Raw genomic sequence first — 26,675 nt, 5'->3', positions numbered from 1 at the left:
GGCTCCTAGACGGCGAGGGGGGCCGGGTCGTGGGGCGTGGCACCGCGCCCGGTGAGGGCGAGGAAGGCGTCCTGCAGGGGCGCGTCGGGGGAGCCGGCATGGGCGCGTTTGAGGGCGTCCGGTGTGCCGTCCGCGACCACCACGCCCTTGTCGACGATCACCAGCCGGTCGGCCAGTGCGTCGGCCTCGTCGAGGTAGTGGGTGGTCAGGAAGACGGTGGTGGCGTGCTCGGCGCGGATCCGGCGGACCAGCTCCCACAGATCGGCGCGGCTGCCCGGGTCGAGTCCGGTGGTCGGCTCGTCGAGGAACAGCACCTGGGGGCGGTGGGCGAGGCCCATCGCGAGGTCCAGTCGGCGCCGCTGGCCGCCGGAGAGGGTGGCGGTCCTGCGGTCCAGCAGCCCGTCCAGGCCCAGGTCGGCGGCCAACTCCTCGGTACGCGCCAGGGCTTCGGCCTTGCCGAGGCGGTAGAGGCGGGCCTGGGTGACCAGCTCCTCGCGCACCGAGACGTGGGGGTCGACGCCGCCGGACTGGGCGACGTAGCCGGTGGCGCGGCGTACGCCCGCCGGATCGCGGGCCAGGTCGCAGCCGGCGACGGTCGCGGTGCCGCCGGTGGGCGCCAGCAGGGTCGTGAGCATCCGCAGGGTGGTGGTCTTCCCGGCGCCGTTCGGCCCGAGGAAGCCGAGGATCTCCCCGCGTTCGGCGTGGAGGTCGATACCGCGCACCGCCTCGACGGTGCCGCGCGGGGTGGTGAAGGTCCGGGCGAGTCCGGACGCGTCGATGACTGGCATGCCCACAGAAAAACAGAGCGACTGAAAAATTGCAACGCCCCCAAAATTTCATCGAGCCCAGCGAAAGATAGGGTGAAGGCATGGCAGAGGGGCTCAGGGAGCGGAAGAAGCGGCAGACCCGCCAGTACATCTCGGACGTGGCGACCGGCATGTTCATGGAGCGCGGCTTCGACGAGGTGACCATCGCGGAGGTCGCCCGGGCCGCGGACGTCTCCGTGAACACCGTCTACAACTACTTCCCGGCCAAGGAGGACCTCTTCTTCGACCGGAGCAAGGGCGTCCTGGACCGGCTCTCGCGCTTCGTGCGCGGCCGGCCGGCCGGGGAGTCCGCGGCCGTCGCCGTGCTGCGGGAGCTGCGCGAGGAGGTCGAGGCGGTCTCGCCGCGGGTCGGCCTGATCGAGGGGTACGACCGGTTCATGCGCGTGGTGGACGGGGCGCCCACCCTCAAGGCCCGCCTCTGGTACATGCAGCAGGAGATCCACCTCGACCTGGAGGAAACGCTCCGGGAGGAGACCGGTGCTGCGGCCGACGACCCGCTGCCGGGTCTGATGGCGGGCCAGATCGGCTGGGTGCACCAGAGTCTGATGGGCTGGATCGCGCAGCAGATGCTCGCGGGCCGCAAGCCCGCCGAGGCCTCCCGGGAGGCCCTCGTCCTCCTGGACGAGATGGCGGACCTGCTGGGCGAAAAGGTCCTCAACTACGCCGTACGGGCGACCGACTGACGGCGAGCTGTCCGGTTCGTTCCCCACCCGGCGACCCCGTCGGTGTGATGTCCGTCATCCGAGACGTGACGCGCATCTCTTCCCCTCCAAACGATCGCTCACGACCGCTAACGTCACCCAGGACCGTCAAATGCACAGGGTGTGAGGGGACAGCAGTGGCAAAGAAGCTCGCCGTCATCGGGGCCGGACTCATGGGGTCCGGTATCGCGCAGGTCTCTGCCCAGGCGGGCTGGGACGTGGTTCTCCGCGATGTGACGGACGAGGCGCTGGCCCGGGGCAAGGGCGGCATCGAGGCCTCGTACGAGAAGTTCGTCGCCAAGGGCAAGCTGGCCGCGGCCGATGCCGAGCAGGCGCTGGCCCGCATCACCACCACGACCGACATGGAGGCCGTCGCCGACGCCGATATCGTCGTCGAGGCCGTCTTCGAGCGGATCGACGTCAAGCGGGAGATCTTCCAGGCGCTGGACAAGCTCGTCAAGGACGAGGCGGTACTGGCCTCCAATACCTCCGCCATCCCGATCACCAAGATCGCCGCCGCCACCTCCCGTCCCGAGCGGGTCGTCGGTGCGCACTTCTTCTCGCCGGTGCCGATGATGCAGCTGTGCGAGCTGGTCCGCGGCTACAAGACCAGTGACGAAACCCTCGCCACCGCCCGGGAGTTCGCCGAGTCGGTCGGCAAGACCTGCGTCGTCGTCAACCGCGATGTGGCCGGCTTCGTCACCACCCGCCTGATCTCGGCGCTGGTCGTCGAGGCCACCAAGCTCTACGAGTCCGGCGTGGCCAGCGCCGAGGACATCGACACCGCCTGCAAGCTGGGCTTCGGTCATGCGATGGGGCCGCTGGCCACCGCCGACCTGACGGGCGTCGACATCCTGCTGCACGCCACCGACAACATCTACACCGAGTCCCAGGACGAGAAGTTCGCACCGCCGGAGATCATGCGGCGAATGGTCGATGCGGGCGATATCGGTCGCAAGAGTGGGCAGGGCTTCTACAAGCACTGATGCCGCGTCAGCCCCATCGACCAATGGGGTCACCCCACGGGGTGAATTCGGTATCGGTTCGCTTACAGGCGGCAACTTCGCCGCATGAGAGGCAGTCAGTTCTGTAGACGTCCAGGCGTCACCACCCATGACATCGGGGAGCGCATATGCACATCAGGGGCGACCACGCCGAGCTGGTTGTCGGGGGCCGCCTCGACGTCCGCAGCGCGGCGGACGCCCGTACGGCCCTGCATGCCGCCGTCGACTCCGGTCGGGGCGATCTCGTGCTGGACCTGACCGAGCTGGATTCCTGGGACGCCACCGGGCTCGGCGTGATCATGGGCGCCCACCGCCGCGCCGGCCGGGTGGGCCGCAGGCTGGTGCTGCGCGGAGTGCCGCCCCAGATGCAGCGCCTGCTCGTCGCCACCCGGCTGCACCGCATCCTCGCCATCGAAGGCGGCATCGAGTCGGAGACGCTCCCCCGGGTCTGAGACGGGGGAGCGTCTCGGCCGCCCACCCGCACGGGGGTCCGGGGCGGCAGGGGCGATCAGGATCGCGCCCGAAGCGTGAGGAAAACCGAAGAGCCACGCGACAGAAATGTCGTAAACCGCGTGATACCGACCAATCCAGGAAGTTCCGGTCAGGACCGGCCCCCGGCGGTGCACCGGCCCGCTCTCCAGGTCTATGGTTCGGTTCCCGCCCGTATGCCATCATCCGCGGCGGGCACCGGACCAGACGCGACGGCTGAGGACGACCTGCCGGAGCCGGGGGAGTGCGGACGGCCGGAAGCGCAGTCGGCACGCCAGATCTGGGAGCTTGCAGCATGGACCCGAACCACCACCGGGGACCTGAGGAGTACGGCGAGCAGGGCGGCCCTGCCGAGCCACCGGCCCCCGCGTTCGGCGTCGCGCGCAGCGGCTCCGGCGGGCTCGCCCGTGTCGTCCGGCTCGTCTCGGGCCCCTACCTCGTCACCGTCAACCCCGTCGACGGCAGCGAAATAGAACCCTGCCCGCCCGGCGAGCGCCCCGAGACCCCCGGCAGACTCGACCCGCAGGAACGCGCCGCGGCCGCCCGTGCCGCCGCGCCCCCGGTGCCCCCGGGCCCGCCCGGGGTCGCCGGACACGAGGCCGTGCTCGAAGAGCGCACCGAGGACACCGAACGCCTGGTCCGGCTGCTCTCCCGCGGTCGCTCCGTACGCGTCACCGGCCCCTCCGGCTCGGGCCGCACCCGACTGCTGGACGCCGTCGCCACCGCTTGCGACGGCCTCGCCCCCGACGGCGTCATCCGGCTCTCCGGCTACCACCGCACCGCCACCGACCTGCTGCACGCGCTGTTCACCGCCGTCTACCGGGCCCCGCAGCACCGTCTGGACCGGCCCGAACTGCTGCGCATGATCGCCGAGATCGGCGCCATCGTCGTCCTGGACGACCTGGAGTTCGGCGGCGCCGCGCTCGACGAGCTGCTCGACGCGACCCCCGAGTGCGCCTTCCTGATCGCCGCCACGCCCGATGTCGCGGCCCCCAGCCCCGGCTCGCACCTCGAAGAGGTCTTCCTCGGCGGTCTCGGCCGGGCGGCCTGCGCCCGGCTGCTGGGGCGCGCCGTGGACCGGCCGCTGACCGACGACGAGGAGGCCTGGTCCGCCGACCTCTGGTTCGAGTCGGAGGGGCTGCCGCTGCGGTTCGTGCAGGCGGCCGCCCTGTTGCGACAGTGTGACCGGCTGCGGGCCGGACCGGGCGCCCTCGACGACGGCTACGGCCTCTTCCCCGGGGAGGGGACGGCCGCCGCCGCCGACGCCGCCGAAGACTCCGCGGAGCCCGGCGAGCGGCCCGAGGTGCCGTTGCCGTCCCTCGGCGAGGCCGCCGCCCCCGCGCCGCTGCTCGCCTCGCGGCTCGGCGCCGCCGCCCAGGAGACGCTGCGCTTCGCCGTCGCGCTCGGCGGCGAGCTGCCCCACCAGGCGCATCTGCCGGCCCTCACCCAGGACACCCACGCCGACGCCGCCCTCGGCGAGCTGCTGGCCTGCGGCCTGATCACCCCGGTCGGCAGCCACTACCGGCTCGCCGCCACCGTCCAGGACCAGCTGGAGGCGGCCGGGTACGCCGAGGACGCCGCCGCACGGGCGCACACCGCCGCCCAGCACTACGCCTGGTGGGCCGGGCACCCCTCGGTCACCCCCGAGCGGGTCGCCGCCGAGTCCGATGTGGCGCTGGCCGCCATGGGCGTGCTGACCGGCAGCCGGGAGAGCGGGCACGCCAGCGCGGCCGTCCTGCTCGCCCGTACGGCCGCCCCGGCGTTCGCCGCCGCCCTGCAGTGGAACGCGTGGGAGCGCAGCCTGCGGCACGGCCAGGAGGCCGCACGACTGGCCGGGGAGGTCGCCGAAGAGGCCTACTTCCACCACGAGCTGGGCGTCCTCGCGCTGTGCACCGGCAGCCTCGACCGGGCGCGCGCCGAGCTGGAGGCGTCCATCGGACTGCGCGGGGTGCTCTCCGACCGCAACGGCGCGGTGGCCGGACGGCGGGCCCTGGCGCTGGTCACCGACCGTTCGCGGGCCGAAGCGGCCGCGGCGGCCACCACGGCGCTCCCGCAGGCGACCGGTGCGGCCGCCGCCCGGAAGCCGGACATGTCGAAGTCCAAGTCGAAGGCGCCGGCCGCCAGGCCGCGTGACACCGCCTCGACCGCCAAGCTGCGGGCGGCACGCGCCGAGGAGGCCGCGGCCACGATCGTCGCCCGGGGAGCTTCGGCGACCGCCGCCACCACGGCCGTCCCGGCCGCGGCCGACGGCGGCACCAGGACCGGCAAGGGCGCCTTGCGGGTGTTCGGCGGGGCGCGCCGCAACGCCGTGGCCGCGGGCGCCGGCGCGCTGCTGGCGGCCGTCCTCGGCACCCTCGTCACTCTCGGGGCGACGGGCGGCACCCACCCCCACGACGACAAGGTCAGCACGGAGCAGACCACGGACGACGGCGACGGCAGCGAGCTGCCGGCCGAACAGCCCGCCACGGGCTCCAGCCTGCCGCCCGCCGGCCCCGGCACCTCCCGGCCCGGTACCCCCGCCCACTCGCCGAGCCCGTCCCCGTCGACCAGCACCCCCGCCACCAGCGGCTCGCCCACCGACCCCAGCACCGGGCCCACGGACCCGTCGACCGGCCCGGCCGAGCCGACCGGGCGGCCCACCGCGCCCACCGGCCGGCCGACCCATACGCGGCCGCCGACCGACGAGCCCACGGACCCGCCGACGGACGACCCGACCGGCCCGTCGACGGACCCGACGCCCAGCGACGACCCCACGGGCACGGGCAAGCCGACGACGCAGAGCCCGTCGCAGTCGGCCGCCCAGCCCTCCGGAAGCTCCTCCGGTGGCAGCGGCACCATGCCGTCCGACGGCGGTGGCAGCGCCCCGTCCGACGGAACAGCACCCTCCGCCTCCGGTACGCAGAGCGCCCCGGCCGGCTGAGGCCGTCCGGCACACAGCGCGAGGGCCCGGGTACGTGTGTACCGGGCCCTCGCGCTGTGCGGCCGCCCACGGGGCCGCACGGGGTCAGAACAGACGGAGCTTGTCGTCCTCGATGCCGCGCAGTGCGTCGTAGTCCAGGACGACGCAGCCGATACCGCGGTCGGTGGCCAGGACGCGCGCCTGCGGCTTGATCTCCTGCGCCGCGAAGACGCCCTTCACCGGCGCCAAGTGCGGGTCGCGGTTGAGGAGTTCGAGGTAGCGGGTGAGCTGCTCGACACCGTCGATCTCACCACGCCGCTTGATCTCGACGGCGACGGTCTGGCCATCCGCGTCCCGGCACAAGATATCCACCGGGCCGATGGCAGTGGGGTATTCACGCCGAATCAGCGAGTATCCCTCGCCCAAGGTTTCGATCCGGTCCGCGAGCAGCTCCTGGAGGTGCGCCTCCACCCCGTCCTTGATGAGCCCCGGGTCGACGCCGAGCTCGTGCGAGGAGTCGTGCATGACCTCCTCGAGGGTGATGATGAGCTTCTCGCCCCCCTTGTTCTCCACCGTCCACACCTCCCCGTCGCCCTCCTTGAGAGTGCAGGGCGGCGACATCCAGTTGAGGGGTTTGTAGGCCCGGTCGTCCGCGTGAATGGAGACGGAGCCGTCCGCCTTCACCAGGATGAGGCGAGGGGCCGAGGGGAGATGGGCGGTGAGCCGGCCCGCGTAGTCCACGGAGCAGCGGGCGATGACGAGGCGCATGGGGCGAAACGCTACTCGACCGGAGGCCCCCCACGCGATTCGCCCTGGATCACCGGACCTTTACGGGGGAAATCCCCGCACCCCCGGCGCTCGCCAATGGCCGGTTGTATGTGCAATCTCCTGGTGCGGGCCTCTTGTGCGGCATACCGTTGAAGCGGGGGGTTGTGAGGCGAACACGCTCCGTCGCAAAGCCCCTAGTCCCGTCCCTAGGCCCTGTCCGTCCCGGCGGGGCCGCGAGAGGAGAACCTCATGTCGCTCGACGTCTCACCGGCCCTCCTCGAACAGGCCGAGCGAGGCGAGGTCGACGAAGCCGCATTTGTCGACTGCGTCCGGACCTCCCTGCCCTATGCATGGGGGATGATCAGCTCTCTGGTGGCCCAGCTGAAGGTCGACGGCGGAGAGTTCGCCGACAATCAGACGCCGCCGCCGGACGAGCAGGCGCGCGGGCAGTTGCTGCGCGCACTGGCGAGTGACGCCATCCGTGGTTCGCTGGAGCACCACTTCGGTGTGCGGCTCGCCTTTCAGAACTGCCACCGTGTCGCGGTTTTCCCGCTCGACCCGGTGGTGGACGACCGACTGGCCCGCTTCACGTCCATACGGGGCCAGCTGCTGAACCAGTCGCCCGAACTCCGCGACTGCTGAACGAAGTTGCTGCCGCTGCGCACACGGTGGTGACACGCACCGTGCCGTGCGCCAGCGGCAGCACCACTCACAGCAGGACGACCTCTTCCTCGTACGGCGCCCTCGCACCCTGCGTCGCAGGCAGCTGCACCCGCCCGCGGCGCCGGCCTGCCGTCCGCCGTACCGGTCCCGGTCACTCCACCTGCGGCAGGACCTCCGTGCCCAGCCGGCGGACGTTCTCCTCCGTCGCCGCGAGATCGCCGGAGCCCTCGACCAGCAACGCGAAGCGGGTGATGCCCGTACGTTCCGCGGTCGCCGCCAGCCGGTCCGCGCACAGTTGCGGCGGGCCCACCGGATGCAGATCGCACAGCAACTCCGTGTACGCCAGCGGATCACGCATCGCGCGATAGCGGCCGTCGACCGTCACATGGGCGCCCAGCCCCTGCCGCAGCCAGCCGGGCATCGCCTTCGTCAGGGTCTCGCGCGCGGCCTCGCGGTCGTCGGCGATCTGCACCAACCCGGCCGAGACGTGCGCGGCCGCGGCCACCTCGTCGCCGTCCAGCCCGGCCTCCCTCGCGGCCGACCGCCACAGCGCGACCATCTCCGCCTTCTCCTCGTCGCCGCAGTGCATGCCCAGCAGCATCGGCAGGCCGCGCGCCGCGGCCGTGCGCACCGACGAGGGGGAGGTGCAGGCGACCACCACCGGCGGTCCACCGGCCCCCGGATCGTCGGGGTGCAGGAGCGCCTCCGCCGGACGCGGTACGACCGCCACCTCCCGGAACGTATAGCGCTCGCCCTGCGCGCCGACCCGGGGCTCCCGCAGCCAGCGCATCAGCAGATCGAGCGATTCCGGGAAGCCGTGGTCATACGCTTCGAGCCCGGAACCGAACACCTCCAAGTCGACCCAGGGGCCGCCCCGGCCGACGCCGAGCGTGAACCGCCCGTCGGAGGCGAGGTGCAGCAACGCCGCCTGCTCACCGAGTGCTACCGGATGCTGGGTCGGCAGTACGCTCACCGCCGTGCCGACGCCGATCCTGCGGGTCCGTCCCAGCAGCAGCCCGGCCAGCGTCGCCGCATTCGGGCAGACGCCGTAGGGTACGAAGTGGTGCTCCGCCAGCCAGACATCGTCGAGTCCGGCCTCCTCCGCAACCTCCGCGGAGCGCACCGCGCGGTGCAGTGCTTCCCCCTGTCCCTGGCCGGGGAATTGAGCGGCCAGGATGAAAGCCCCAACGCGCATCGCTCTCTGCCTCCTCGCAGCCGACGCGACTCCCCCTTACAGGCAACAACGTGTGACACGTGCCAAGGGCACGGCCTGACGCGAAATTTCCTGATGATCGCAGAATCCTGCCGAGCGGCGTTCACCCCTGACCGTGCCGCGTACGCTGGTGACAGCCCGTGACTCCGTACATATCCGAGGTGTTCTGTGTCCCCGCGCCGAAACCGCCAGCACGGCGGTGCGAAGCCCATCGACCGCACGGGCGGTGACCACTACGGCCGGATGGGGGCGTCTCCCGGCGGCGGCTGGGAGACCATCGAGGAGTGGCGCGGCGAGGACTGGGTCGTGCGGCACGTCGGGGGCGGCGGCGCGGCCAAGCACTACCGCTGCCCCGGCTGTGACCAGGAGATTCCGCCCGGGGTGCCGCATGTCGTGGCCTGGCCGCAGCACGGCGACGTCGACGACCGCAGACACTGGCACAAGGCCTGCTGGAACGCACGGGACCGCCGCAGCGCACGGCTCCAGCGGACCCGGAACGCGCCCCGGTACTGAGCAGAGCCTGCCTCCGCACCCCGGCCGGGGCACCAAGACAGGCTCTGCGGGAACGCCGCGGGCGTGGCGTCAGACGTCGCGCCGCATGAGCGCGGCGTAGGCGCCGCCCAGCACCACCGCGGTCACCCCGGCGAGGATCCCCACGGGGGTCCAGCCGGACGGGCCGGTGCTGAGGAAGGGGATGTCGTACAGCGCGGCGAGGGCGCTGGGGACCGAGTACTCGATCAGCGCCCGCTGGACGTCCTTGAGGCTCTCGCCCTGCAGGAACAGCGCCAGCAGCATCGGCAGCAGCACCACGCCCATCATCGTGCTGATGGCGCCCGCGGAGTGCCGCAGCAGCGCGCCGACGGCCAGTGCCAGCAGGCCGAGCAGCGCGACGTACAGACCGGCGCCGAGGGTGGCGCGCAGCCACTGGTCGGTGGTCGGCGCGGGGCCGTTGAGCATCGCGCTGTCGAGCAGCGCGACCAGGGTGGTCGCGACCGTCGTGAGCACCAGCGCGAGAGTGAAGAAGACGAGCGCCTTCGCGGTCAGCAGCCGGATGCGGCTGGGGGAGGCGGTGAGGGTCGTACGGATCATGCCGGTGCCGTACTCGGACGAGATCGACAGCACCCCCAAGGTGATCACGCACAGGCTGCCGAGCAGGACGCCGACGAAGCCGACGCCGAGCAGCGGGTCCATCTCGCGGTCCGAGCCGGCCGCGAGGGAGGCCAGCAGCCCGATGCCGACGATCAGCAGGAGCATCACGCCCAGCGTCCAGATCGTCGAGCGCACCGAGCGGATCTTCGTCCACTCCGAGGCCAGCGCATGGCCGAGGTGGGTGGGGCGCACGGGGATGGGCGAGACATAGCCGCCCGGTCCGCCGGCGTAGGCCTGCTGGGGGTGCGGCGGGGCGGGCTGCTGCGGGGCCTGGGCCTGGGCCTGGTACTGGGGCTGGTGCTGTTGTCCGGGTGCCTGCTGGGCCTGGAGCATCATCGTGCCCGCGTCCTTGCCCGGTCCGTGCGCGGCGAGCGGCTGGGGCGCGGGTGCCTGCGGGTGCTGCTGCCCGGGTGCCTGCTGGGCCTGGAGCATCATCGTGCCCGCTTCCCTGGCGGGTGCGGGCTGCTGGCCGGGCGCCTGCTGGGCCTGCAGCGTCATCGTGCCCGCGTCCTTGCCCGGTCCGTGCGCGGCGAGCGGCTGGGGCGCGGGTGCCTGCGGGTGCTGCTGCCCGGGTGCCTGCTGGGCCTGGAGCATCATCGTGCCCGCCTCCTTGGCGGGCGCGGGCTGCTGCGGGGCCGGCTGCTGTGCGGGCTGCTCCGGGCCGGCGGGCGGCGCCTGGGGCGGGGTGCCCTGCTGCGCCGGCGGCGCGGCGGGCGGCATCGGCGGCGCGGCCGGCATCGGCTGCTCCTGCGCGCCGGTGTCGTGGGATCCGCGCTCAGGCTGCGGCTGGGGCTGCGGCTGCTGAGGGCTGGTCATCGGGCTTCCTCGTGGTGCGGCGTGGGCTGGTCGGCGGGGGAGGCGGGCGGCGCGACGGGGGCCGCGGGGGGCATCGGCGCGGCGGGCTGTTGCCCGTACGGGTGGGGTGCGCCGTAGGACTCGGGCGACCCGTACGGGTGACCTTGGGCCGGCGCGGGCGGCGGGTAGCCCTGCCCCGGCGCGGCCCCGGGCGCCTGCTGGGCGTACGGGTCCTGCTGGGCGTACGGATTCGGCTGCCCCTGGCCGGGAACACCCGCCGGAACCTGGCCGGGCTGACCGGCCGCGTATCCCGGGCCGCCCGCGAACCCCTGCGGTGCGCCGCCCTGCGGGGCGTACCCGGCGGGGGCGCCCTGCGGACCGCCCCGCGGGTCGTGCGTCGAGCGGTAGTCCACGGCGCCCTGCGTCATCCGCATGTACGCCTCCTCCAGCGACGCCTGGTGCGGCGACAGCTCCCAGAGCCGGACATCGGCCTGATGGGCGAGATCGCTGATCCGGGGGAGCGGCAGCCCGGTCACCCGCAGTGCACCGTCCGGCTCGGGGGCGATCTGCGCGCCCGCCTCGCCGAGCGCGGCGGTCAGCTTCTCGCGCTGCTCCGGCTCGGTGTCGGGCGTGCGCACCCGGGCGAAATCGGCGGAGTTGGCCGAGATGAAGTCCTTGACCGGCATGTCCGCCATCAGCTGGCCACGGCCGATCACGATCAGGTGCTCGGCGGTCAGCGCCATTTCGCTCATCAGGTGCGAGGAGACGAAGACCGTACGGCCCTCGGCCGCCAGCTGCTTCATCAGATTGCGCACCCACAGGATGCCCTCGGGGTCGAGGCCGTTGACCGGCTCGTCGAAGAGCAGCACCTGCGGGTCGCCGAGCAGCGCCGCGGCGATGCCCAGCCGCTGGCCCATACCGAGCGAAAAGCCCTTGGAGCGCCGCCCCGCGACGTCCTGCAGACCGACCACCCCGAGCACCTCGTCGACCCGGCGGGCCGGGATGCCGGACAACTGGGCCAGGGACAGCAGATGCTGGCGCGCGCTGCGCCCGCCGTGCACGGCCTTGGCGTCCAGCAGCGCGCCCACCTGGCGCGGAGCGTTGGGGAGGCTGCGGAAGGGCCGCCCGGCGATGGTGGCCCGCCCCGAGGTCGGTGCGTCCAGGCCCAGAATCATGCGCATCGTGGTCGACTTACCGGAGCCGTTGGGCCCCAGGAAGCCGGTCACCGTGCCCGGCCGTACCTGGAACGACAAGTTGTGCACGGCCGTCTTGGCGCCATAGCGCTTCGTCAGGCCGACTGCCTCGATCATTCTCCGCCCCTCGCGAGATGGTCGGGGCAGAGGCGCCCTCGTACCCCCGTGAGGGTTAGGAGGCTATCCGGCGGTTGACGGTTCCCGTCAATTCCCCCTGTTCTCGGCGGTCCTGCCGGGCCGCGGGTCCGCCGCCCCGCCGTGCCGGCCACGGCGGGAGCGGGGCGGCCGGGTGGCGCCGGACCTGCGGCTTTCGCTCTCCAGGCCGCTCTCTCCGGTAACGGTGGGGGAGGGGGCGGATTTCCCGTGGCCGGTTATGCGTCCCGCTTTTTCAGAACCACGTACCCGCCGATGAGCGCCGCGGCCGTCCAAGCGATCATGATGCCCAGTCCGCCCCACGGACCGTACGGCACATCGTCGTTGACGGGCGTCACCACTTGCATGATTTTCGCGCCCGCCTGATCCGGCAGAAAGCGGCCGATTTTCTGGGTCGCCGGGACATTTCGAAGAATGTTGGAAATGAGAAAGAAGAACGGCATCAGAATGCCCAGTGAAAGCAGCGGACTGCGCAGCATGGTGGCCACCGCCATCGCGAACAGCGCGATCAGCGTCATATAGAGCCCGCCGCCGATCACCGCGCGCAGCACGCCCGGATCGCCGATGTGCGCCCGGAGATCGCCCAGCGCCGACTGCCCGGCGAAGAACGTCACGAAGCTGGTCACCAGGCCGACGACGAAGACCAGCGCGGTGGCCACCAGCAGCTTGCTGAAGAGGAAGGTGCCGCGCTGCGGAACGGCCGCCAGCGAGGCGCGGATCATGCCGGTGCTGTACTCGTTCGACACCACCAGCACGCCGAAGACGATCATCGCGAGCTGGCCCAGGCCCATCCCGGCGAAACTGACGTTGGTGGCGTCGAACGCCAGCCGGGACCTGGCCGGCATCGAGTTGAAGTCCTTGCTGGTCAGGCTGCAGATCAGCACGCCCAGCCCAATGGTGACCACGACGGCGATGCCCAGCGTCCACACCGTGGACCGCACCGACCTGATCTTGGTCCACTCCGACCGAATGACCTGCCCGACCGCCGCCATCCGTCAGCTCCTCTTCTTCTGCCAGTTGGCACCCCAGCCGGTCGGCTGCGGCTCGCCCGGCCGCGCCCCGGCCGTCTGCGGTTCTGCCGGGGGCCGCGCCGTCGGCGACCCTCCGGTCTGCGCCGGCACCGGTTCGCCGTCGTGCGCGTGGTACTCCACCGACCCGGCCGTCAGCTGCATGAACGCCTCTTCCAGGGACGCCTGCTGGGGGCTCAGCTCATGGAGCACCAGCTGATGTCCGGCGGCCAGTTCGCCCAGCCGCTCGGCGGGCACCCCGTCGACCTCCAGCGAGCCGTTGCCGACCGCCACCGCCTGCATGCCCTCGGCGTGCAGCAGGTCCAGCAGCTTCTCCTGCTCCGGGGACCGCATCCGGACGTACGACCGCGAGTTCTGGTGGATGAAGTCCTTCATCGAGGTGTCGGCCATCAGCCGGCCCTGCCCGATCACGATCAGGTGCTCGGCGGTCACCGCCATCTCGCTCATCAGATGGGAGGAGACGAAAACGGTCCGGCCCTGGGCCGCGAGGTTCTGCATGAGCGTACGGATCCAGTGGATGCCCTCGGGGTCGAGGCCGTTGACCGGCTCGTCGAAGAGCAGCACCTGCGGGTCGCCGAGCAGCGCCGCGGCGATGCCCAGGCGCTGGCTCATACCGAGCGAGAAGCCCTTCGTCCGCTTCTTGGTGACCGAGGTCAGCCCCACGGTGTCCAGCACCTCGCCGACCCGCCTGCGCGCGATGCCGTTGCTCTGCGCCAGACACAGCAGATGGTTGGCGGCGCTCCGGCCGCCGTGCACCGCCTTCGCCTCCAGCAGCGCCCCGATGTACGTCAGCGGGTCCTGCAGCTGCCGGTAGTGCTTGCCGTCGATCCGGACCGTGCCCGACGTCGGGTTGTCCAGGTCGAGCATCATCCGCATGGTCGTCGACTTGCCCGCGCCGTTGGGGCCGAGGAAGCCGGTGACGATACCGGGCCGCACCGTGAAGGTGAGGTGGTCCACGGCGACCGTGTCGCCGTAATGCTTGGTCAGCCCCTCGAGCTCGATCATGTACAGCACGCTAGGCGCGCTCCGTGGCCCCTGCCACCGGGGCGGGGCCGCCCGGCTGACCCCCCGTACGCACCGCGCCCCCGCGCCGCCACAGAGGGGCGGTACGGGGGCGCGGTGCGGACCGGTTCGAAACCTGCGAGGGGGCACCACCCGGCGTGGGCCGGGGGAGGTTCAGCGGGTCTGCTGGGCGGGGACGCCGCGGGATGCGGTCTCGTCCTCGCCGGGGGCGCCGGCCGCGGCCACCGCCGCGCCGGTGAGCGTGGCCAGCATCTCGCGGACGTTGGTCAGCTGGGCGTTGATCGAGTCGCGGCGGTTGGTCAGCGCCGCCAGCTCGCGCTCGGATTCGCTGCGGATACGATCCGCCTTCGCGTTGGCGTCCGCCACGATGTCCTCGGCCTGACGCTGCGCGGTCTCCACCGTCTGGCGGGCCCGGCGCTCCGCGTCCGTCCGCAGCTTCTCGGCCTCCAGGCGGAGCTGCTCGGCGCGGTGCTCGATCTCCGCGAGCCGCTTCTCGGCCTTGGCCTGACGCGAGGCCAGGTCGCGCTCGGACTGCTCACGGCGCTTGGCGAGGTTGGTCTCGAAGTCGGCCGCGGCCTGCGCCGCCTTGGCGCGGGTCTCCTCGAAGAGGGAGTCCGCCTCCTCGCGCTTGGACTGCGCGTCCTTCTGGGCCTCGGAGCGCAGCGTGGCGGCCTCGCCCTTGGCCTTCTCGACGATCCGGGCGCCCTCGTCCTCCGCCTTCGCCTTCCGGTCGGTGGCGAACTGCTCGGCGTCGTTGCGGACCTGCTGGGCGGCCGACTCTGCCAGCTCACGGTGCTGCTCGGCGGCCCGGCGGGCCTCCTCGCGCAGATCCTTCGCCTCTTCCTCGGCGAGACGGAGGATCTTCTCCACGCGCGCACCCAGGCCCGCGTAGGACGGTTCGGCGTCATTGACCTGCGCCTGGGCGTTCTGCGTTTCGAGGTGCAACTCCTCGATCCGCTTTTCCAGCGACGTGATGCGGGCCAGCGCGCTGTCGCGGTCCGCGACGAGCTTCGTAATGCGGTCATCCACCTGACCGCGGTCGTACCCACGCCGCACGAGCTCGAAGCCGAAGGGGGAGGAAGTGTCGCTCATGGGGTTCCTGTCGAAGAGACCGGTGAGGTGATAAGGAGAATCCTAGGGGTCACAACGGCGTGTCATCGAGTCATTGCCCGTTTGATCTGGAGAATGACCCCTCATTTGAGTGGCTACCCTTCAGACTGCTTGCCACTCGAACGAGTTGCCCCCGCGCCCGCGGCCGCCTTCACCCCGCCGCCTTTGCCCTCCCCGTTTCCGCCGGGTGTCTCGAACGATTCCAGGGCTTCCAGTACGTCCTGGACGCGGGAGATTTCGGCGTTGATGTCCTCGCGCCGGCGCACCAGGACCTCCAGCTCCCGCTTGCCCTCGTCCACGATCCGGGTGGCCTCGGCCTCGGCCTCGGTGCGCATCCGCTCCGCGTCGCGCACCGCCGCGGCCTTCTTGTTCTCGGCCTCCTTGATCAGGCCCTCGGCCTTCTTCACCGCCGAGATCCGGACCTTGCTCGCCTCGCTGTTCGCGTCCGACACCATCCGGTCGGCCTTCTCCTCGGCCTCCACCTGCTGGGCGGTGGCCTGCGCGATGAGCTTGTCGACCCGCTCGCCGGCGTTCTTCATCGTCTCCGCGGACTCCCGGCGGGCCCGCTCGTGCAGCTCCTCGACCTCGGACTCGATCCGCTGGCGCAGCTCCTCGGCGCGCTCCCGGATGCCCGTGGCGTCACCGCGGGCCTCTTCCAGCAGGGTGTTCGCGTCGGTACGCGCCTTCTCCACCCGCGCATTGCCGTCGGACGTCGCCTCCGCGAGGAGCCGGTCGGCCTCCTTGCGGGCCGCACCGACCATCGTGTCGGCCTGCTCCTCGGCGGCGGTGGCGGCCTTCAGCGCCTCCTCCTGGGCCTTGGCGATGAGTTGGTCCGCCTGCTCGGCCGCGTCCCCGCGGCGCTTGGCGGCGTCCTTCCGCGCCTCGTCGAGGAGCTGGTCCGCCTCCTGCTGTGCCTGCGTCCGGGTCCGCTCGGCGGCCGCCTCGGCGTCCTCCTTGACCTTCGCGGACTCGCTGCGGGTGCGGTTGGCGTGCTCCTGCGCGGCGGTGACCGTCTCGGCCGCCTCCGTCCGCAGCCGGTCCGCCTCCGCGGTGGCCGTCGCCGTCATGCGGTCCGCCTGCTCCCGGGCATCGGCCCGGGTACGGTCCGCGTCCCGCTCGGCGTCCGCGGTCGTCTCCGCCGCCTCCGCGCGCAGCCGCTCCGCCTCGCTCGCGGCCTCCGACATCAGCTGGTCGGCCTGCTCCGCGGCGTCCGAACGCGTCTTGTTGGCCGCCTCGCGCGCCTGGTCGCCGGTCTGCTCGGCGTCCAGACGGGCCTTCTCCAGCACCTCGGCCGCCTCGGCCCGCAGCCGCTCCGACGCCTCGGTCGCCTCCGCCACCAGGGACTGCGCCTGCTGCTCGCCCTCGGCCCGCAGCCGCTCGGCGGTCTGCTGGGCCTCCTGGACCGTACGGTCCGCGTCGTCCTGCGCCGACGAGGTCAGCTCGGTCGCCTCGGTGACGATCCGTTCGGCCTCCGCGCGGGCCTCGGTGACCAGGCGGTCGGCCTGCTCCGCGGCGTCCGCACGCATCCGGTTCGCGTCGTTGCGCGCCTCCGCACGGGCCCGCGCCGCGTCCTGCTCGCCCGCGGCCAGTGCGTCCGAGGCGTCGGTACGCAGCTGCTGTGCCTTCGCCGTGGCGTCCGCGACCAGCTTCTCGGCCTGGGCGGTCGCCTCCGCCAGCAGCCGGTCGGCCTGCTCGGCGGCCTCCGCGCGCGCCGTATTGGCGTCCCGGCGTGCCTCGTCGAGGACACCGGCCGCTTCCGTGCGGAGCGCCTCGGCTTCCTCGATGGCCTCGGAAACCGCCCGCTCCGCCAGTGCCTTCGCGGCCTCCGTGGCCTCCTGGGCCTCCTGCCGCGCCCGCGCCGCGTCCTGGGAGGCGCGCTCGCGCTCGTCGTAGGCGTCCTTGCGGACCCGGTCCGCCTCGTCCTGCGCCTCGGCCTTGGTGCGCTCCGCGGCGTGCTCGGCCGCCGACCGCAGCCCGGCGATCTCCTCGCCGGCCTGCTCGTGCAGCCCCGCGACCGCGTCCCGCACCTGCTGTGCGGTCTGCTCGGCGGTCGCCACCAGCTCGCCAGCGCGCCGGTCCGCCTCCTCGACCAGCCGCTCGGCTTCCTCCTGCGCCTCGCCCACCCGCGTACGGGCCGACGCCAGCAACTCCTCGCTCTGCTCGCGCGCCGCGGTCCGCTCCTGGTGGGCCTCCTCGCGGGCCTCGCCCAGCAGCTGCTCGGCCTCCCGGCGCCGCCGCGCGGCCTCCTCCTGGGCAGCGGCCAGCGCCTGCGCGGCTTCCGCGCCCGTGCGCTCCGCGGCCGTCGCGGCCTCGGCGCGCACCCGGTCCGCGGTCTCCTGCGCCTCCGACTTCAGCCGCTCCGCCTCGGCCGACGCCTCGGTGCGCAGCCGTGCCGCCACCGACTCGGCCTCGGCACGTGCCGACGAGGCGTCGGACGCGGCCTCGGTGCGCAGCCGCTCGGCCTCCTCCTCGGCCTGCTGCGTCAGCATCCGGCGCCGCTCGGCGGACTCCGCCTTGAGGCGGGCCGCCTCCTCCTGCGTCTCCCGGCGCAGCCCCTCCGCCTCCGCGCGGGCGTGGCGCAGCGACTCCTCGGCGGCGGCGACCTTGTCCCGCGCCTCGCTGTGCAGCCGGTCCAGCTCGGTCTGCGCGCCGGTCCGCAGCTCCTCCGCGGCCTCTTCGGCCGCCACGCGCAGCCGGGCGGCGGACTCCTCGGCCTCGGTGGTCACCATCTCCGCGGCCTGGGCGCCCTCGGTCAGCAGCTCCTCGGCCTCCGACCGGGCCCGCTCCAGGGCCTCCTCGGCCTGCCGGCGCAGCGCGGTGGCCCGCTCGATGGCCTCCGTCCGCACCCGCTCGCTCTCCGCGACGGCGCCCGAACGGGTCTCCTCGGCATCGGCCTTGGCCTTGCCCAGCAGCTCCTCGGCGGACCCGGCCGCCTCCTCGATCTGCTGGACCGCCTCCCGGCGGGCCTCGCTGCGGATCCGCTCGCCCTCGGCGACCGCGTCCGCGCGCAGCTGCTCCGCCTCGCCGCGCAGCCGCCGTGCCTCCTCCTGGAGTTCGGCGGTCTTGGCGCGGTACTCCTTGGTGTCGTCCTTCGCCGCGCCCTTGAGCTGGGCGGCGGTGTCATGGGCCTCTTCGCGCAGCCGGTCCGCCTCGGACTCGGCCTCGCTGCGCAGGCGTTCGGCTTCCTCCGCGGCCGCCTTGGTGGTGGCCTTGGCGTCCTCCGAGGCCTTGTTCAGGACCTCCTCGGCGGTGCGGGCGGCCTTCGCCAGCTGGGCCGCGGCGTCCTCCGACGCCTGCGAACGGGCGGCCTCCTGGGCCTCGGCGATCAGCCGGTCGGCCTCCGTACGGGCGTCCTCGCGCAGTTGCTCGGCCTCGGCCTTGAGCGCCTCGGCGTCCTTGGTGGCCTCACCCACCAGCCGGGCGATCTCCGCCTTGGCCGTACGGGTGCGCTGCTCGTTGTCCGACTCGGCCGCCGTCAGCCGCTTGGTGGCGCTCTGCTGCGCCTCCTCGACCAGCTTCTCGGCCTCGGCGCGCGCGTCGCGCAGCGCCTTGTCCGCCTCCTGGACGCGGGCCTCGGCGGTGCGGGTCAGCTCCGCGGCCTGGCGGCGGGCCTCCTCCGATTCGGTGCCGACGCTGGTGCGCAGCTGCTCGGCCTGATCGGTGGCCTCCTGGGCCTGGTTGGAGGCGGCGTTCAGCAGTCGCTCGGCGTCCGTGCGGGCGCGGCGCAGGATGCTTTCCGCTTCGGTGCGGGCCTCTTCGGCCGCGGTGCCGAGCCGTTCACGGGCGCGTTCGGCCAGCCGCTGGGCCTCGTCCCGCGCGGCCGACAGCGCCTGCTCGGCCTCCCGGCGGGATTCCTCCATCAGCCGGCGGGCCTGTGACTCCGTCCGGGCACGCAGCTGTTCGGCCCAGGCGACGTTCTCGTTGACGTGCGACTCGACGGTCTGCCGGCGCTCGTTGAGCTCCTCGTCGAGCCGCTGGCGCCGGGTGACGGCCTCGGCGTGCAGCTCGGCCTCCAGCCGGGACTGCCGCTCGGCCTGCTCCTGCAGCAGCCGCTGGGTCTGTGCCCGCGCCTCGCGCAGCTCGCGCTCGGCGTCCGTGCGCAGTTGGTCCGCCTGGATCTGCGCATTGCGCAGCAGCTGCTCGGCCTGATGACTGACGTTGTCGTAGGCAGGACGGGTCGCGAGGTTGCGGCGCGCCTCATGGAGCTTGGCGCGCAGCACCTCGACCTGGTAGCCGAGGTCGTCGGCGTGCTGGACGGCCTTGTCCCGCTCGCTCTTCAGCCGCTCCATCTCGGCCTCGAACTGCGAGAGGTGGTCGTCAGCCTCGTAGCGGTCGTTGCCCCGCACTGCGCGGTCCCATCCGTCCCCTGGTCATGGTGGCGGCCGTCTCCGGTACTGCGGCGCTCGTCCCGTACACGTCACGTCGTACCGGACTCGCGCCCCTCGGAGCTGACCCTTCCGAAGAAATGGTGTCAGATCATCGGCAGAGTATGGACCGAGCCCCACTCCCTTACCCCGGCCGAAGCTGCACTCTACCGGCCGGGGAAGGTGAAGGTCAGTGCTCTTCGGAGGTGGCGGGCGCCGCGGTGACGAGTTCGGTGAGCACACCGTGACAATCCTTGGGGTGCAGGAAGGTGATCCGCGACCCCATCGAACCCGTCCTGGGCTCGTCGTAGAGGACCCGGACGCCCTTGCCGCGGATGGCCTCGGAGTCCTCGTCCACGTCCGCGGTGCCGAAGGCGATGTGGTGCACCCCCTCGCCGTTCTTGGCAAGCCACTTGCCCACCGCGGAGTCCTCGCGGGTGGGCTCCAGGAGCTGCAGATACGAGGCGCCGCCGTCCGACGTCCCGTTGATCTTGATCATGGCTTCCCGGACTCCCTGCTCCTCGTTGACCTCGGTGTGGAACACCTCGAAGCCGTACGTGGCACGGTAGAACTCGACAGTCTTGTCGAGGTCGAAACAGGCGATCCCGATGTGGTCGATTCGCGTCAGCATGGCTCCAGTGCACCCCTCGCATGGCTGGTTACGCAACGTGCGCGCGATCACACCTCCTTGCCGGTGACCCGGCGCGTACCGCTCAGTACATTGACGGGAACCCTCGTTAACTTCCCTGCAAAGGAAGGCCGCACCGCATGTCTGCAACGAACGGCACGAACGGCAGCACCTCAGTGATCGTGGCGGGAGCGCGCACCCCCATGGGGCGGCTCCTGGGATCCCTGCGGACCTTCTCCGGCGCCGACCTGGGCGCCGTCGCGATCAAGGCGGCACTGGACCGGGCGGGCATCGGCGGCGACCAGGTGCAGTACGTGATCATGGGCCAGGTGCTCCAGGCCGGGGCAGGGCAGATCCCGGCACGCCAGGCCGCGGTCAAGGCCGGTATCCCCATGAACGTCCCCGCGCTGACCGTCAACAAGGTCTGCCTCTCCGGGCTCGACGCCATCGCGCTGGCCGACCAGCTCATCCGCGCGGGTGAGTTCGACGTCGTCGTCGCCGGCGGCCAGGAGTCCATGACCAACGCCCCGCACCTGCTCCCGAAGTCCCGTGAGGGCTTCAAGTACGGCGCCGTCGAGATGCTCGACGCGATGGCCCACGACGGCCTCACGGACGCCTACGAAGGCGTCGCGATGGGCGAGTCGACCGAGAAGCACAACACCCGTTTGGGCATCGCCCGTCCGGAGCAGGACGAGGTCGCGGCGCGCTCCCATCAGCGGGCCGCCGCCGCCCAGAAGAACGGGCTCTTCGAGGCCGAGATCACCCCCGTGGAGATCCCGCAGCGCAAGGGCGAGCCGGTCGTCTTCAGCAAGGACGAGGGCATCCGCGCCGAGACCACCGCGGAGTCGCTCGGCAAGCTCCGTCCGGCCTTCGCCAAGGACGGCACGATCACCGCCGGCACCTCCTCGCAGATCTCCGACGGCGCCGCCGCGGTCGTCGTCATGAGCAAGGCCAAGGCCGAGGAGCTCGGCCTCGAATGGATCGCGGAGATCGGCGCCCACGGCAATGTCGCCGGCCCCGACAACTCGCTCCAGTCGCAGCCGTCCAACGCGATCAACCACGCGCTGGGCAAGGACGGGCTGACCGTCGACGATCTTGACCTGATCGAGATCAACGAGGCCTTCGCGGCCGTCGCCGTGCAGTCGATGAAGGACCTGGGGGTGTCCCCGGAAAAGGTGAATGTCAACGGCGGCGCCATTGCGCTGGGTCACCCGATCGGGATGTCCGGAGCCCGCATCGTGCTGCACCTCGCGCTGGAGCTGCGCCGGCGGGGCGGCGGCGTGGGTGCCGCCGCGCTCTGTGGTGGCGGTGGTCAGGGCGACGCGCTGATCATTCGCGTACCGGGTAAGTAAGCGGGACCCGTACGCGGACACGCGTACGGGCGGGCCGATTCGCGGACGAGCGAACCGAAGGAGCCGAGCGGCGATGGTGGACGTCCCACAGCTGGTGGAGCAGGCACGGCAGGGCCGGCCGAGGGCCGTGGCCCGGCTGATCTCCCTCGTGGAGGGGGCGTCACCGGAGCTGCGCGAGGTGATGGCGGCCCTGGCGCCGCTCACCGGCAACGCCTATGTGGTCGGGCTGACCGGCTCGCCCGGGGTCGGGAAGTCCACCACCACGTCCGCGCTGGTGACGGCGTACCGCAAGACGGGCAAACGGGTCGGCGTGCTCGCCGTCGACCCGTCCTCGCCGTTCTCCGGGGGCGCGCTCCTCGGCGACCGCGTACGGATGAGCGAGCATGCCTCGGATCCCGGCGTCTACATCCGCTCGATGGCCACCCGCGGCCATCTCGGCGGCCTGGCGTGGGCCGCGCCGCAGGCGATCCGGGTCCTGGACGCGGCGGGCTGCGACGTGGTCCTCGTCGAGACGGTCGGCGTCGGCCAGTCCGAGGTGGAGATCGCCTCGCAGGCCGATACGAGCGTCGTGCTGCTCGCGCCCGGCATGGGCGACGGCATCCAGGCGGCCAAGGCCGGAATCCTGGAGATCGGCGACGTCTACGTCGTCAACAAGGCGGACCGGGACGGGGCCGACGCCACCGCCCGCGAGCTCAACCACATGCTGGGGCTGGGGGAGTCCCGGGCGGCGGGGGACTGGCGGCCGCCGATCGTCAAGACGGTCGCGGCGCGGGGCGAGGGGGTCGACGAGGTCGTCGAGGCGCTGGAGAAGCACCGGGCCTGGATGGAGGAGCGCGGCGTGCTGGCCGAGCGGCGCCGCTCCCGTGCGGCGCACGAGGTCGAGACGATCGCGGTCACGGCGCTGCGGGAGCGGATCGGTGACCTTCGCGGCGATCGCCGGCTCGATGCGCTGGCCGAGCGCATCGTCTCCGGCGAGACGGATCCTTACCGGGCGGCGGATGAGTTGGTCGACGGGCTGACGAACGGGGACTGAGGCCGCTCCGCGCGGCGGGGGCGTTGGTTTGTCTGCGGGTGCCGACGTTTTGTCTGCGGGTGCGTTGGGGCTGGGCGCGCAGTTCCCCGCGCCCCTTTGGGGTGCCGTTGGCGTATCGGCCGTTGTTCGGTGCGGGTGCGTGGGCTGGCCCCCGGGCGGCTTTTGTGGTTGCCGCGGGGGTCGGAGGGGACGCACCGGAGCCCGTCCTCGGCGCGGGCGGCCCTGGTACGTGGCATAGACCGACCCGGCGTTCGCTCCGGTCCTGCGGGCGGGCTCCGGTACATCCCCTCCGACCTACGCCCGTTCCCGACTGCCGGCCGGTGGCACCGTCCCTCACCGCTCCACCTGGGCCCGCGCCCAATCTGCGGGTCGCCTGGCCCGCTCCGTGCCAAGACCTGGCGCATCTGGTCGTGACGGTGATCGGTACGGCGGGACAGTCGCGCACGTACGGAGGTCGGAGGGGATGTCCGGTGCCCCGCCCGCAGGACCGGAGCGAACGCGGGGCCGATCTGTACCACGTACCAGATGCGCCCGCGCCGAGGACGGGGTACCGGGCGTCCCCTCCGACCCACCACCCACCCGCCGCAGGCGAACCGGCCCCAGCCACCGGACCGCCGCACTGTCCGGTCCCACGCGAGCGCGAAACCCCGCCCGGCCCCGCCACGGCAACCCGCCGAAGGCCCCGCCCACGGTGAGGTGGGCGGGGCCAGGGGTGATGGGGCGGCGGGTCAGTCGTCCGCGCCGTCGTTGTCGTCGTCGTCGGCGTCATGCGCCGGAACGGCGCTCAGCTTGCCGGACTGGGTGTCGACCAGCAGCTTGTGCTCCTTGCCGTCCTTGGTGAGCGTCTCGACCTCCCAGGCGGCCTTCGAGCGGTGGTCGTCGTCGAGTTCGACGGAGGTCACCTTGCCGTGCGAGGCGGCGGTGCGTGCGGCGGCCGCGGCGTCGGTCTTGGCGTTCCGGAGGGCGGCGAGCTCGCGGGCGTCGTCGTCCTCGTCGTGGTCGACGTGCTGGTTCAGCACCCGCGCGTTGCCGGCGTCGAGGGTGATCTCGTGCCACTTGCCGTCCTTGCCCAGGACGTCCGCGTCCCAGACCAGGCCGGGGCGGTCCGCGTCCAGGTCGAGGCCGGCCACGGTGCCGGGGACGGCCTTCAGGGCGGCGGCCGCGGCGTCCGGTGCGGTCACCTTGGCGGCCTTGGCCTCGCGGAGGTCCTCCCGGCCGTCGGCGTCGTCGTCCTGCATGCGGATGCTGGAGCGGCCGTCCTGCACCTGGGCGGTGCCGGAGGCGGACGTCCCCGCGTCGTGGGCGGCGGGCTGCGCCGAGACCGGTGCGCCGGACCGGGCGCTGCCGGAGCCGTCGTTGCTGACCGCGACGGCGGTGACCGTGCCGCCGGCGACGAGGGCGGCCGCGGCGGCGGTGGCGATGATCAGATGGCGCTTCATGTGTGTTCTCCCCTTGCGATCGGCTGTGCCCACACACTGGCCGAACGAAGCTGAAGGGGACCTGAAGGTGCCTGAAGGGGGCTTCAGGAACGGGATGGCATGGTGAGCGCATGCACCCGCCCGTCACGCAGTACCGCCCGCCCGGCCCCGCCGCGCACCGCCCCCGACGGCTCCTGATCGTGGAGGACGAGAAGCGGCTCGCCGTGTCCTTGGCCAAGGGGCTGATGGCTGAGGGCTATGCGGTCGATGTGGTGCACGACGGGCTGGTGGGGCTCCACCAGGCGAGTGAGGAGAGCTACGACCTGGTCGTGCTCGACATCATGCTGCCGGGGATGAACGGCTACCGCGTGTGCGGGGCGCTGCGGGCCGCCGGCCATGAGGTGCCGGTGCTGATGCTGACGGCCAAGGACGGCGAGTACGACGAGGCCGAGGGGCTGGACACCGGGGCCGACGACTATCTGACCAAGCCGTTCTCGTATGTGGTGTTGGTGGCGCGGGTGAAGGCGCTGCTGCGGCGGCGTGGGCGGACCGCGCCGCCGGTGCTGCGGGTGGGGTCGCTGGCCGTCGACCAGGGCGCGCAGCGGGTGGAGCGGGACGGGGCCGAAGTGGCGCTGACGGCGAAGGAGTTCGCCGTGCTGGAGCAGCTGGCGCTGCGGGCGGGCGAGGTGGTCTCCAAGGCGGAGATCCTGGACCACGTCTGGGACTTCGCCTACGAGGGCGATGTCAACATCATCGAGGTGTATGTGAGCGCACTGCGGCGCAAGCTCGGTGCGGGGCACATCGTGACGGTGCGCGGCGCCGGATACCGGCTGGTGGCGGGTGAGTAGGGTGCTGGGCTCCGTACGGGCCAGGGCGGCGGCCGGCGCGACGGTCGTGGTGGCCCTGGCGCTGATCGCGGCGGGGACGGCCGTGCTGCTGGTGCTGCGCAGCAATCTGCAGGACCAGGCCGGGCTGCAGGCCGAGGTCGCGGCGCGGGAGGTGGCTGCGCAGATCGCGACGGGCACGCCGTACGACAAGCTGGATCTGCCGGACGGTGAGGACCATCCGGTGGTGGTCGCCGACGACGGCGGACGGGTGCTGGCGGTCGGCGAGGACGTGCGTGCCGTCGACGGGAAGCCGGTGGGCGGCGTGCAGCGGGGGCCGGGGAGCGTCGGGCCGGGTACGCAGGGCGAGGACGACGACGATGACGACGACCGGAGCGGGCTCGCGCCCGGTGAGGTCGACGGGGACGTCGGTCACCGGGACGGGACCGCGGACGTCGACGGGAAGACGGTCGACTACCGGTTCGCGGTGGTCGAGGCCAAGGACACCCGTGGCGGGGAGGCGACGGTGCGGGCGGGGGCGGCGCTGGCGCCGGAGCAGGAGGCCGTGGGGTCGGTGCGGACCGCGATGCTGATCGGGCTGCCGCTGCTGCTCGTGGTGGTGGCGGGGGTGACCTGGCTGGTGACCCGGCGGGCGCTGCGGCCCGTGGAGGGCATCCGAGGGGAGATGGCCGCGATCACGGCGAGTACCGATCTGAGCCGTCGGGTGCCGGTGCCGTCGTCGCAGGACGAGGTCGGCCGGCTGGCGCGGACGACCAACGAGACACTGGCGGCGCTGGAGACGTCCGTGGAGCGGCAGCGGCGGTTCGTCGCGGACGCCTCGCACGAGCTGCGCAGCCCGATCGCGAGCCTGCGGACCCAGCTCGAAGTGGGGGTGGCGCATCCGGAGTTGCTGGATGTGCCCGGTGCGGTGGAGGACACCGTACGACTGCAGCGGCTGGCGGCGGACCTGTTGCTGCTGGCGCGCCTGGACGCGGGGGAGCGGCCGGCCGAGGCCCGGGTCGATCTGGCGGCGATGGTGCGCGAGGAGAGCTCGCAGCGGGTCGCGGACCGGATCCCGGTGCAGGTCGGGGAGCTGGCGGCCGGGGAAGTGGCCGGGTCCCGTGGTCAGTTGGCGCGGGTGCTGGGGAATCTGCTCGACAACGCCCAGCGGCATGCCGCCGCGTCCGTGCGGGTGGCCGTGGTGCGCGAGGGGGAGTGGGCGGTGCTGCGGGTGGAGGACGACGGGCCCGGGGTGCCGGAGGGCGAGCGGGAGCGGATCTTCGAGCGGTTCGTACGGCTCGATGACGCGCGGGCCCGGGACGACGGCGGGGCCGGGCTGGGGCTGGCCATCGCGCGGGACGTCGCGGAGCGGCACGGTGGTTCGCTGGCCGTGCGCGCGGGGTCGGTGTTCGAACTGCGGCTGCCGGTGGCCGGCTGACCGGCCCGGGCCGCCGGGCCTCGGCCCGGTCGGGGGGCCGAGGCCGGCCGGTCAGAGGCCGCCGCGCTCCTTGCGGAGGTGTGCGGCGACGGGGGCGAGGGAGGTGCGGAGCGCCTGGAGGTCCTCGGCGGCGAACAGGTCGATGAAGTGCTTGCGGACCGAGGCGACATGGTGCGGGGCGACCCGGCGCATGGTGTCCCAGCCTTCGTCGGTGAGCACGGCGTAGAGGCCACGGCGGTCCGACTCGCAGCTCTCGCGGCGCACCAGCCCGGCGTTCTCCATCCGGGTGATCTGGTGGGAGAGACGGCTCTTGGACTGCAGGGTGCTGGCTGCCAGGTCGCTCATCCGGAGCCGTCGGTCGTCGGCCTCGGAGAGGTTGACCAGGATCTCGTAGTCGTTGTTCGTCAGGCCGAACGGCTGCAGATCGCGCTCGAGTTGGTGCATCAGCAGCCTGCTGACGTCCAGGTGGGTGCGCCAGGCACACTGCTCCTGGTCGGTCAGCCAGGGGGTGTCGCTGTCGGTCGTCATGGAATGATTCTACCCGTAAAAGTTGAATAGTGAATTAATTGCCCAGGGGGCGATGACGTCGGCGGCCGGGGGTGG

Annotated in this window: 22 protein-coding genes; 10 read left to right on the top strand and 12 right to left on the bottom strand. The window is 72.6% G+C overall.

From position 1 onward, the window contains the following. Positions 1-5: 5 nt before the first annotated feature. On the bottom strand, positions 6-788 hold the full coding sequence (locus Scani_RS04030; RefSeq protein WP_159470089.1) for an ABC transporter ATP-binding protein: 783 nt from the start codon (positions 786-788) through the stop codon (positions 6-8). 80 nt (positions 789-868) lie between these two features. On the opposite strand from Scani_RS04030, the gene Scani_RS04025 reads away from it, so the two are divergent. The 4 genes from Scani_RS04025 to Scani_RS04010 all read left to right on the top strand — a co-directional run bounded on the left by Scani_RS04025 (position 869) and on the right by Scani_RS04010 (position 5,941). Then, positions 869-1,510 (top strand): TetR/AcrR family transcriptional regulator, encoded by a 642-nt coding sequence (locus tag Scani_RS04025; RefSeq protein ID WP_159470088.1) that lies wholly within the window; start codon positions 869-871, stop codon positions 1,508-1,510. Positions 1,511-1,665: 155 nt separating this feature from the next. Next, on the top strand, positions 1,666-2,514 hold the full coding sequence (locus tag Scani_RS04020; RefSeq protein ID WP_159470086.1) for a 3-hydroxyacyl-CoA dehydrogenase family protein: 849 nt from the start codon (positions 1,666-1,668) through the stop codon (positions 2,512-2,514). 146 nt (positions 2,515-2,660) lie between these two features. Beyond that, entirely contained in the window at positions 2,661-2,984 is a 324-nt protein-coding gene (locus Scani_RS04015; protein ID WP_159470084.1) for an STAS domain-containing protein, read from the top strand. 332 nt (positions 2,985-3,316) lie between these two features. Next, positions 3,317-5,941 carry an ATP-binding protein gene (locus Scani_RS04010; protein WP_159470081.1) on the top strand — a complete coding sequence of 875 codons (2,625 nt, stop codon included), beginning with the start codon at positions 3,317-3,319 and terminating at the stop codon, positions 5,939-5,941. 84 nt (positions 5,942-6,025) lie between these two features. Here the strand turns inward: Scani_RS04010 and nucS are convergent, their stop codons facing one another. After that, complete coding sequence (gene nucS, locus Scani_RS04005) at positions 6,026-6,688, bottom strand: endonuclease NucS (protein WP_159470079.1); 663 nt, start codon at positions 6,686-6,688, stop codon at positions 6,026-6,028. Positions 6,689-6,937: 249 nt separating this feature from the next. On the opposite strand from nucS, the gene Scani_RS04000 reads away from it, so the two are divergent. Next, positions 6,938-7,330 carry an SCO5389 family protein gene (locus Scani_RS04000; protein WP_159470077.1) on the top strand — a complete coding sequence of 131 codons (393 nt, stop codon included), beginning with the start codon at positions 6,938-6,940 and terminating at the stop codon, positions 7,328-7,330. 172 nt (positions 7,331-7,502) lie between these two features. Here the strand turns inward: Scani_RS04000 and Scani_RS03995 are convergent, their stop codons facing one another. Continuing rightward, positions 7,503-8,546, bottom strand: coding sequence for an LLM class flavin-dependent oxidoreductase (locus Scani_RS03995; RefSeq protein WP_159470075.1), 1,044 nt, complete (start codon positions 8,544-8,546; stop codon positions 7,503-7,505). Positions 8,547-8,732: 186 nt separating this feature from the next. Between Scani_RS03995 and Scani_RS03990 the strand changes: the two genes are divergently transcribed. Then, entirely contained in the window at positions 8,733-9,077 is a 345-nt protein-coding gene (locus Scani_RS03990) for an Rv1322 family protein (RefSeq protein WP_159470073.1), read from the top strand. A 69-nt stretch (positions 9,078-9,146) separates the two neighbouring features. Here the strand turns inward: Scani_RS03990 and Scani_RS03985 are convergent, their stop codons facing one another. The 7 genes from Scani_RS03985 to mce all read right to left on the bottom strand — a co-directional run bounded on the left by Scani_RS03985 (position 9,147) and on the right by mce (position 20,010). After that, positions 9,147-10,145 carry an ABC transporter permease gene (locus tag Scani_RS03985; RefSeq protein ID WP_371872321.1) on the bottom strand — a complete coding sequence of 333 codons (999 nt, stop codon included), beginning with the start codon at positions 10,143-10,145 and terminating at the stop codon, positions 9,147-9,149. A gap of 380 nt (positions 10,146-10,525) precedes the next feature. Beyond that, positions 10,526-11,818 (bottom strand): ABC transporter ATP-binding protein, encoded by a 1,293-nt coding sequence (locus tag Scani_RS03980; RefSeq protein ID WP_159470071.1) that lies wholly within the window; start codon positions 11,816-11,818, stop codon positions 10,526-10,528. Between the two features lie 254 nt (positions 11,819-12,072). Further along, complete coding sequence (locus Scani_RS03975) at positions 12,073-12,846, bottom strand: ABC transporter permease (RefSeq protein ID WP_159470069.1); 774 nt, start codon at positions 12,844-12,846, stop codon at positions 12,073-12,075. A gap of 3 nt (positions 12,847-12,849) precedes the next feature. Further along, entirely contained in the window at positions 12,850-13,887 is a 1,038-nt protein-coding gene (locus tag Scani_RS03970) for an ABC transporter ATP-binding protein (protein ID WP_159470067.1), read from the bottom strand. Positions 13,888-14,058: 171 nt separating this feature from the next. Further along, positions 14,059-14,997 (bottom strand): coiled-coil domain-containing protein, encoded by a 939-nt coding sequence (locus Scani_RS03965; RefSeq protein ID WP_159470065.1) that lies wholly within the window; start codon positions 14,995-14,997, stop codon positions 14,059-14,061. A gap of 113 nt (positions 14,998-15,110) precedes the next feature. Then, positions 15,111-19,361: a polarized growth protein Scy gene (scy, locus tag Scani_RS03960; protein WP_159470063.1), complete on the bottom strand. Its 4,251-nt coding sequence runs from the start codon at positions 19,359-19,361 to the stop codon at positions 15,111-15,113. A 208-nt stretch (positions 19,362-19,569) separates the two neighbouring features. Continuing rightward, positions 19,570-20,010 carry a methylmalonyl-CoA epimerase gene (gene mce, locus Scani_RS03955; protein ID WP_159470061.1) on the bottom strand — a complete coding sequence of 147 codons (441 nt, stop codon included), beginning with the start codon at positions 20,008-20,010 and terminating at the stop codon, positions 19,570-19,572. 173 nt (positions 20,011-20,183) lie between these two features. Here mce and Scani_RS03950 point away from each other — a divergent pair, with 173 nt between their 5' ends. Together Scani_RS03950 and meaB are read left to right on the top strand one after the other, a co-directional pair. Then, the gene (locus Scani_RS03950) at positions 20,184-21,359 is read left to right on the top strand and encodes an acetyl-CoA C-acetyltransferase (protein WP_159471664.1); all 1,176 of its coding nucleotides are present in this window, start codon (positions 20,184-20,186) and stop codon (positions 21,357-21,359) included. Positions 21,360-21,432: 73 nt separating this feature from the next. Then, complete coding sequence (meaB, locus tag Scani_RS03945; RefSeq protein ID WP_159470059.1) at positions 21,433-22,392, top strand: methylmalonyl Co-A mutase-associated GTPase MeaB; 960 nt, start codon at positions 21,433-21,435, stop codon at positions 22,390-22,392. A gap of 728 nt (positions 22,393-23,120) precedes the next feature. On the opposite strand, the gene Scani_RS03940 is transcribed toward meaB, so the two are convergent. Continuing rightward, positions 23,121-23,831 (bottom strand): PepSY domain-containing protein, encoded by a 711-nt coding sequence (locus tag Scani_RS03940; protein ID WP_159470057.1) that lies wholly within the window; start codon positions 23,829-23,831, stop codon positions 23,121-23,123. Between the two features lie 110 nt (positions 23,832-23,941). Between Scani_RS03940 and Scani_RS03935 the strand changes: the two genes are divergently transcribed. After that, positions 23,942-24,658: a response regulator transcription factor gene (locus tag Scani_RS03935; RefSeq protein ID WP_159470055.1), complete on the top strand. Its 717-nt coding sequence runs from the start codon at positions 23,942-23,944 to the stop codon at positions 24,656-24,658. Beyond that, positions 24,651-26,072, top strand: a complete 1,422-nt coding sequence (locus Scani_RS03930; RefSeq protein WP_174872607.1) for a sensor histidine kinase — start codon at positions 24,651-24,653, stop codon at positions 26,070-26,072. The genes Scani_RS03935 and Scani_RS03930 overlap by 8 nt, the downstream gene beginning before the upstream one ends. Before the next feature lie 51 nt (positions 26,073-26,123). On the opposite strand, the gene Scani_RS03925 is transcribed toward Scani_RS03930, so the two are convergent. Further along, on the bottom strand, positions 26,124-26,600 hold the full coding sequence (locus Scani_RS03925) for a MarR family winged helix-turn-helix transcriptional regulator (RefSeq protein ID WP_159470053.1): 477 nt from the start codon (positions 26,598-26,600) through the stop codon (positions 26,124-26,126). Between the last annotated feature and the right edge of the window lie 75 nt (positions 26,601-26,675).

Origin of the sequence: Streptomyces caniferus, from assembly GCF_009811555.1 — a bacterium.
Taxonomy (GTDB): Bacteria; Actinomycetota; Actinomycetes; order Streptomycetales; family Streptomycetaceae; genus Streptomyces; species Streptomyces caniferus.
This window is presented reverse-complemented; position numbering and strand designations above follow the sequence as displayed.

What these genes read in the sequence shown, in the direction of transcription:
- Scani_RS04030 (WP_159470089.1), bottom strand. Translation starts at nt 788, where the DNA reads ATGCCAGTCATCGACGCGTCCGGACTCGCCCGGACCTTCACCACCCCG.
- Scani_RS04025 (WP_159470088.1), top strand. Translation starts at nt 869, where the DNA reads ATGGCAGAGGGGCTCAGGGAGCGGAAGAAGCGGCAGACCCGCCAGTAC.
- Scani_RS04015 (WP_159470084.1), top strand. Translation starts at nt 2,661, where the DNA reads ATGCACATCAGGGGCGACCACGCCGAGCTGGTTGTCGGGGGCCGCCTC.
- Scani_RS04010 (WP_159470081.1), top strand. Translation starts at nt 3,317, where the DNA reads ATGGACCCGAACCACCACCGGGGACCTGAGGAGTACGGCGAGCAGGGC.
- nucS (WP_159470079.1), bottom strand. Translation starts at nt 6,688, where the DNA reads ATGCGCCTCGTCATCGCCCGCTGCTCCGTGGACTACGCGGGCCGGCTC.
- Scani_RS04000 (WP_159470077.1), top strand. Translation starts at nt 6,938, where the DNA reads ATGTCGCTCGACGTCTCACCGGCCCTCCTCGAACAGGCCGAGCGAGGC.
- Scani_RS03995 (WP_159470075.1), bottom strand. Translation starts at nt 8,546, where the DNA reads ATGCGCGTTGGGGCTTTCATCCTGGCCGCTCAATTCCCCGGCCAGGGA.
- Scani_RS03985 (WP_371872321.1), bottom strand. Translation starts at nt 10,145, where the DNA reads ATGCTCCAGGCCCAGCAGGCACCCGGGCAGCAGCACCCGCAGGCACCC.
- Scani_RS03980 (WP_159470071.1), bottom strand. Translation starts at nt 11,818, where the DNA reads ATGATCGAGGCAGTCGGCCTGACGAAGCGCTATGGCGCCAAGACGGCC.
- Scani_RS03975 (WP_159470069.1), bottom strand. Translation starts at nt 12,846, where the DNA reads ATGGCGGCGGTCGGGCAGGTCATTCGGTCGGAGTGGACCAAGATCAGG.
- Scani_RS03970 (WP_159470067.1), bottom strand. Translation starts at nt 13,887, where the DNA reads ATGATCGAGCTCGAGGGGCTGACCAAGCATTACGGCGACACGGTCGCC.
- Scani_RS03965 (WP_159470065.1), bottom strand. Translation starts at nt 14,997, where the DNA reads ATGAGCGACACTTCCTCCCCCTTCGGCTTCGAGCTCGTGCGGCGTGGG.
- mce (WP_159470061.1), bottom strand. Translation starts at nt 20,010, where the DNA reads ATGCTGACGCGAATCGACCACATCGGGATCGCCTGTTTCGACCTCGAC.
- meaB (WP_159470059.1), top strand. Translation starts at nt 21,433, where the DNA reads ATGGTGGACGTCCCACAGCTGGTGGAGCAGGCACGGCAGGGCCGGCCG.
- Scani_RS03940 (WP_159470057.1), bottom strand. Translation starts at nt 23,831, where the DNA reads ATGAAGCGCCATCTGATCATCGCCACCGCCGCCGCGGCCGCCCTCGTC.
- Scani_RS03935 (WP_159470055.1), top strand. Translation starts at nt 23,942, where the DNA reads ATGCACCCGCCCGTCACGCAGTACCGCCCGCCCGGCCCCGCCGCGCAC.
- Scani_RS03925 (WP_159470053.1), bottom strand. Translation starts at nt 26,600, where the DNA reads ATGACGACCGACAGCGACACCCCCTGGCTGACCGACCAGGAGCAGTGT.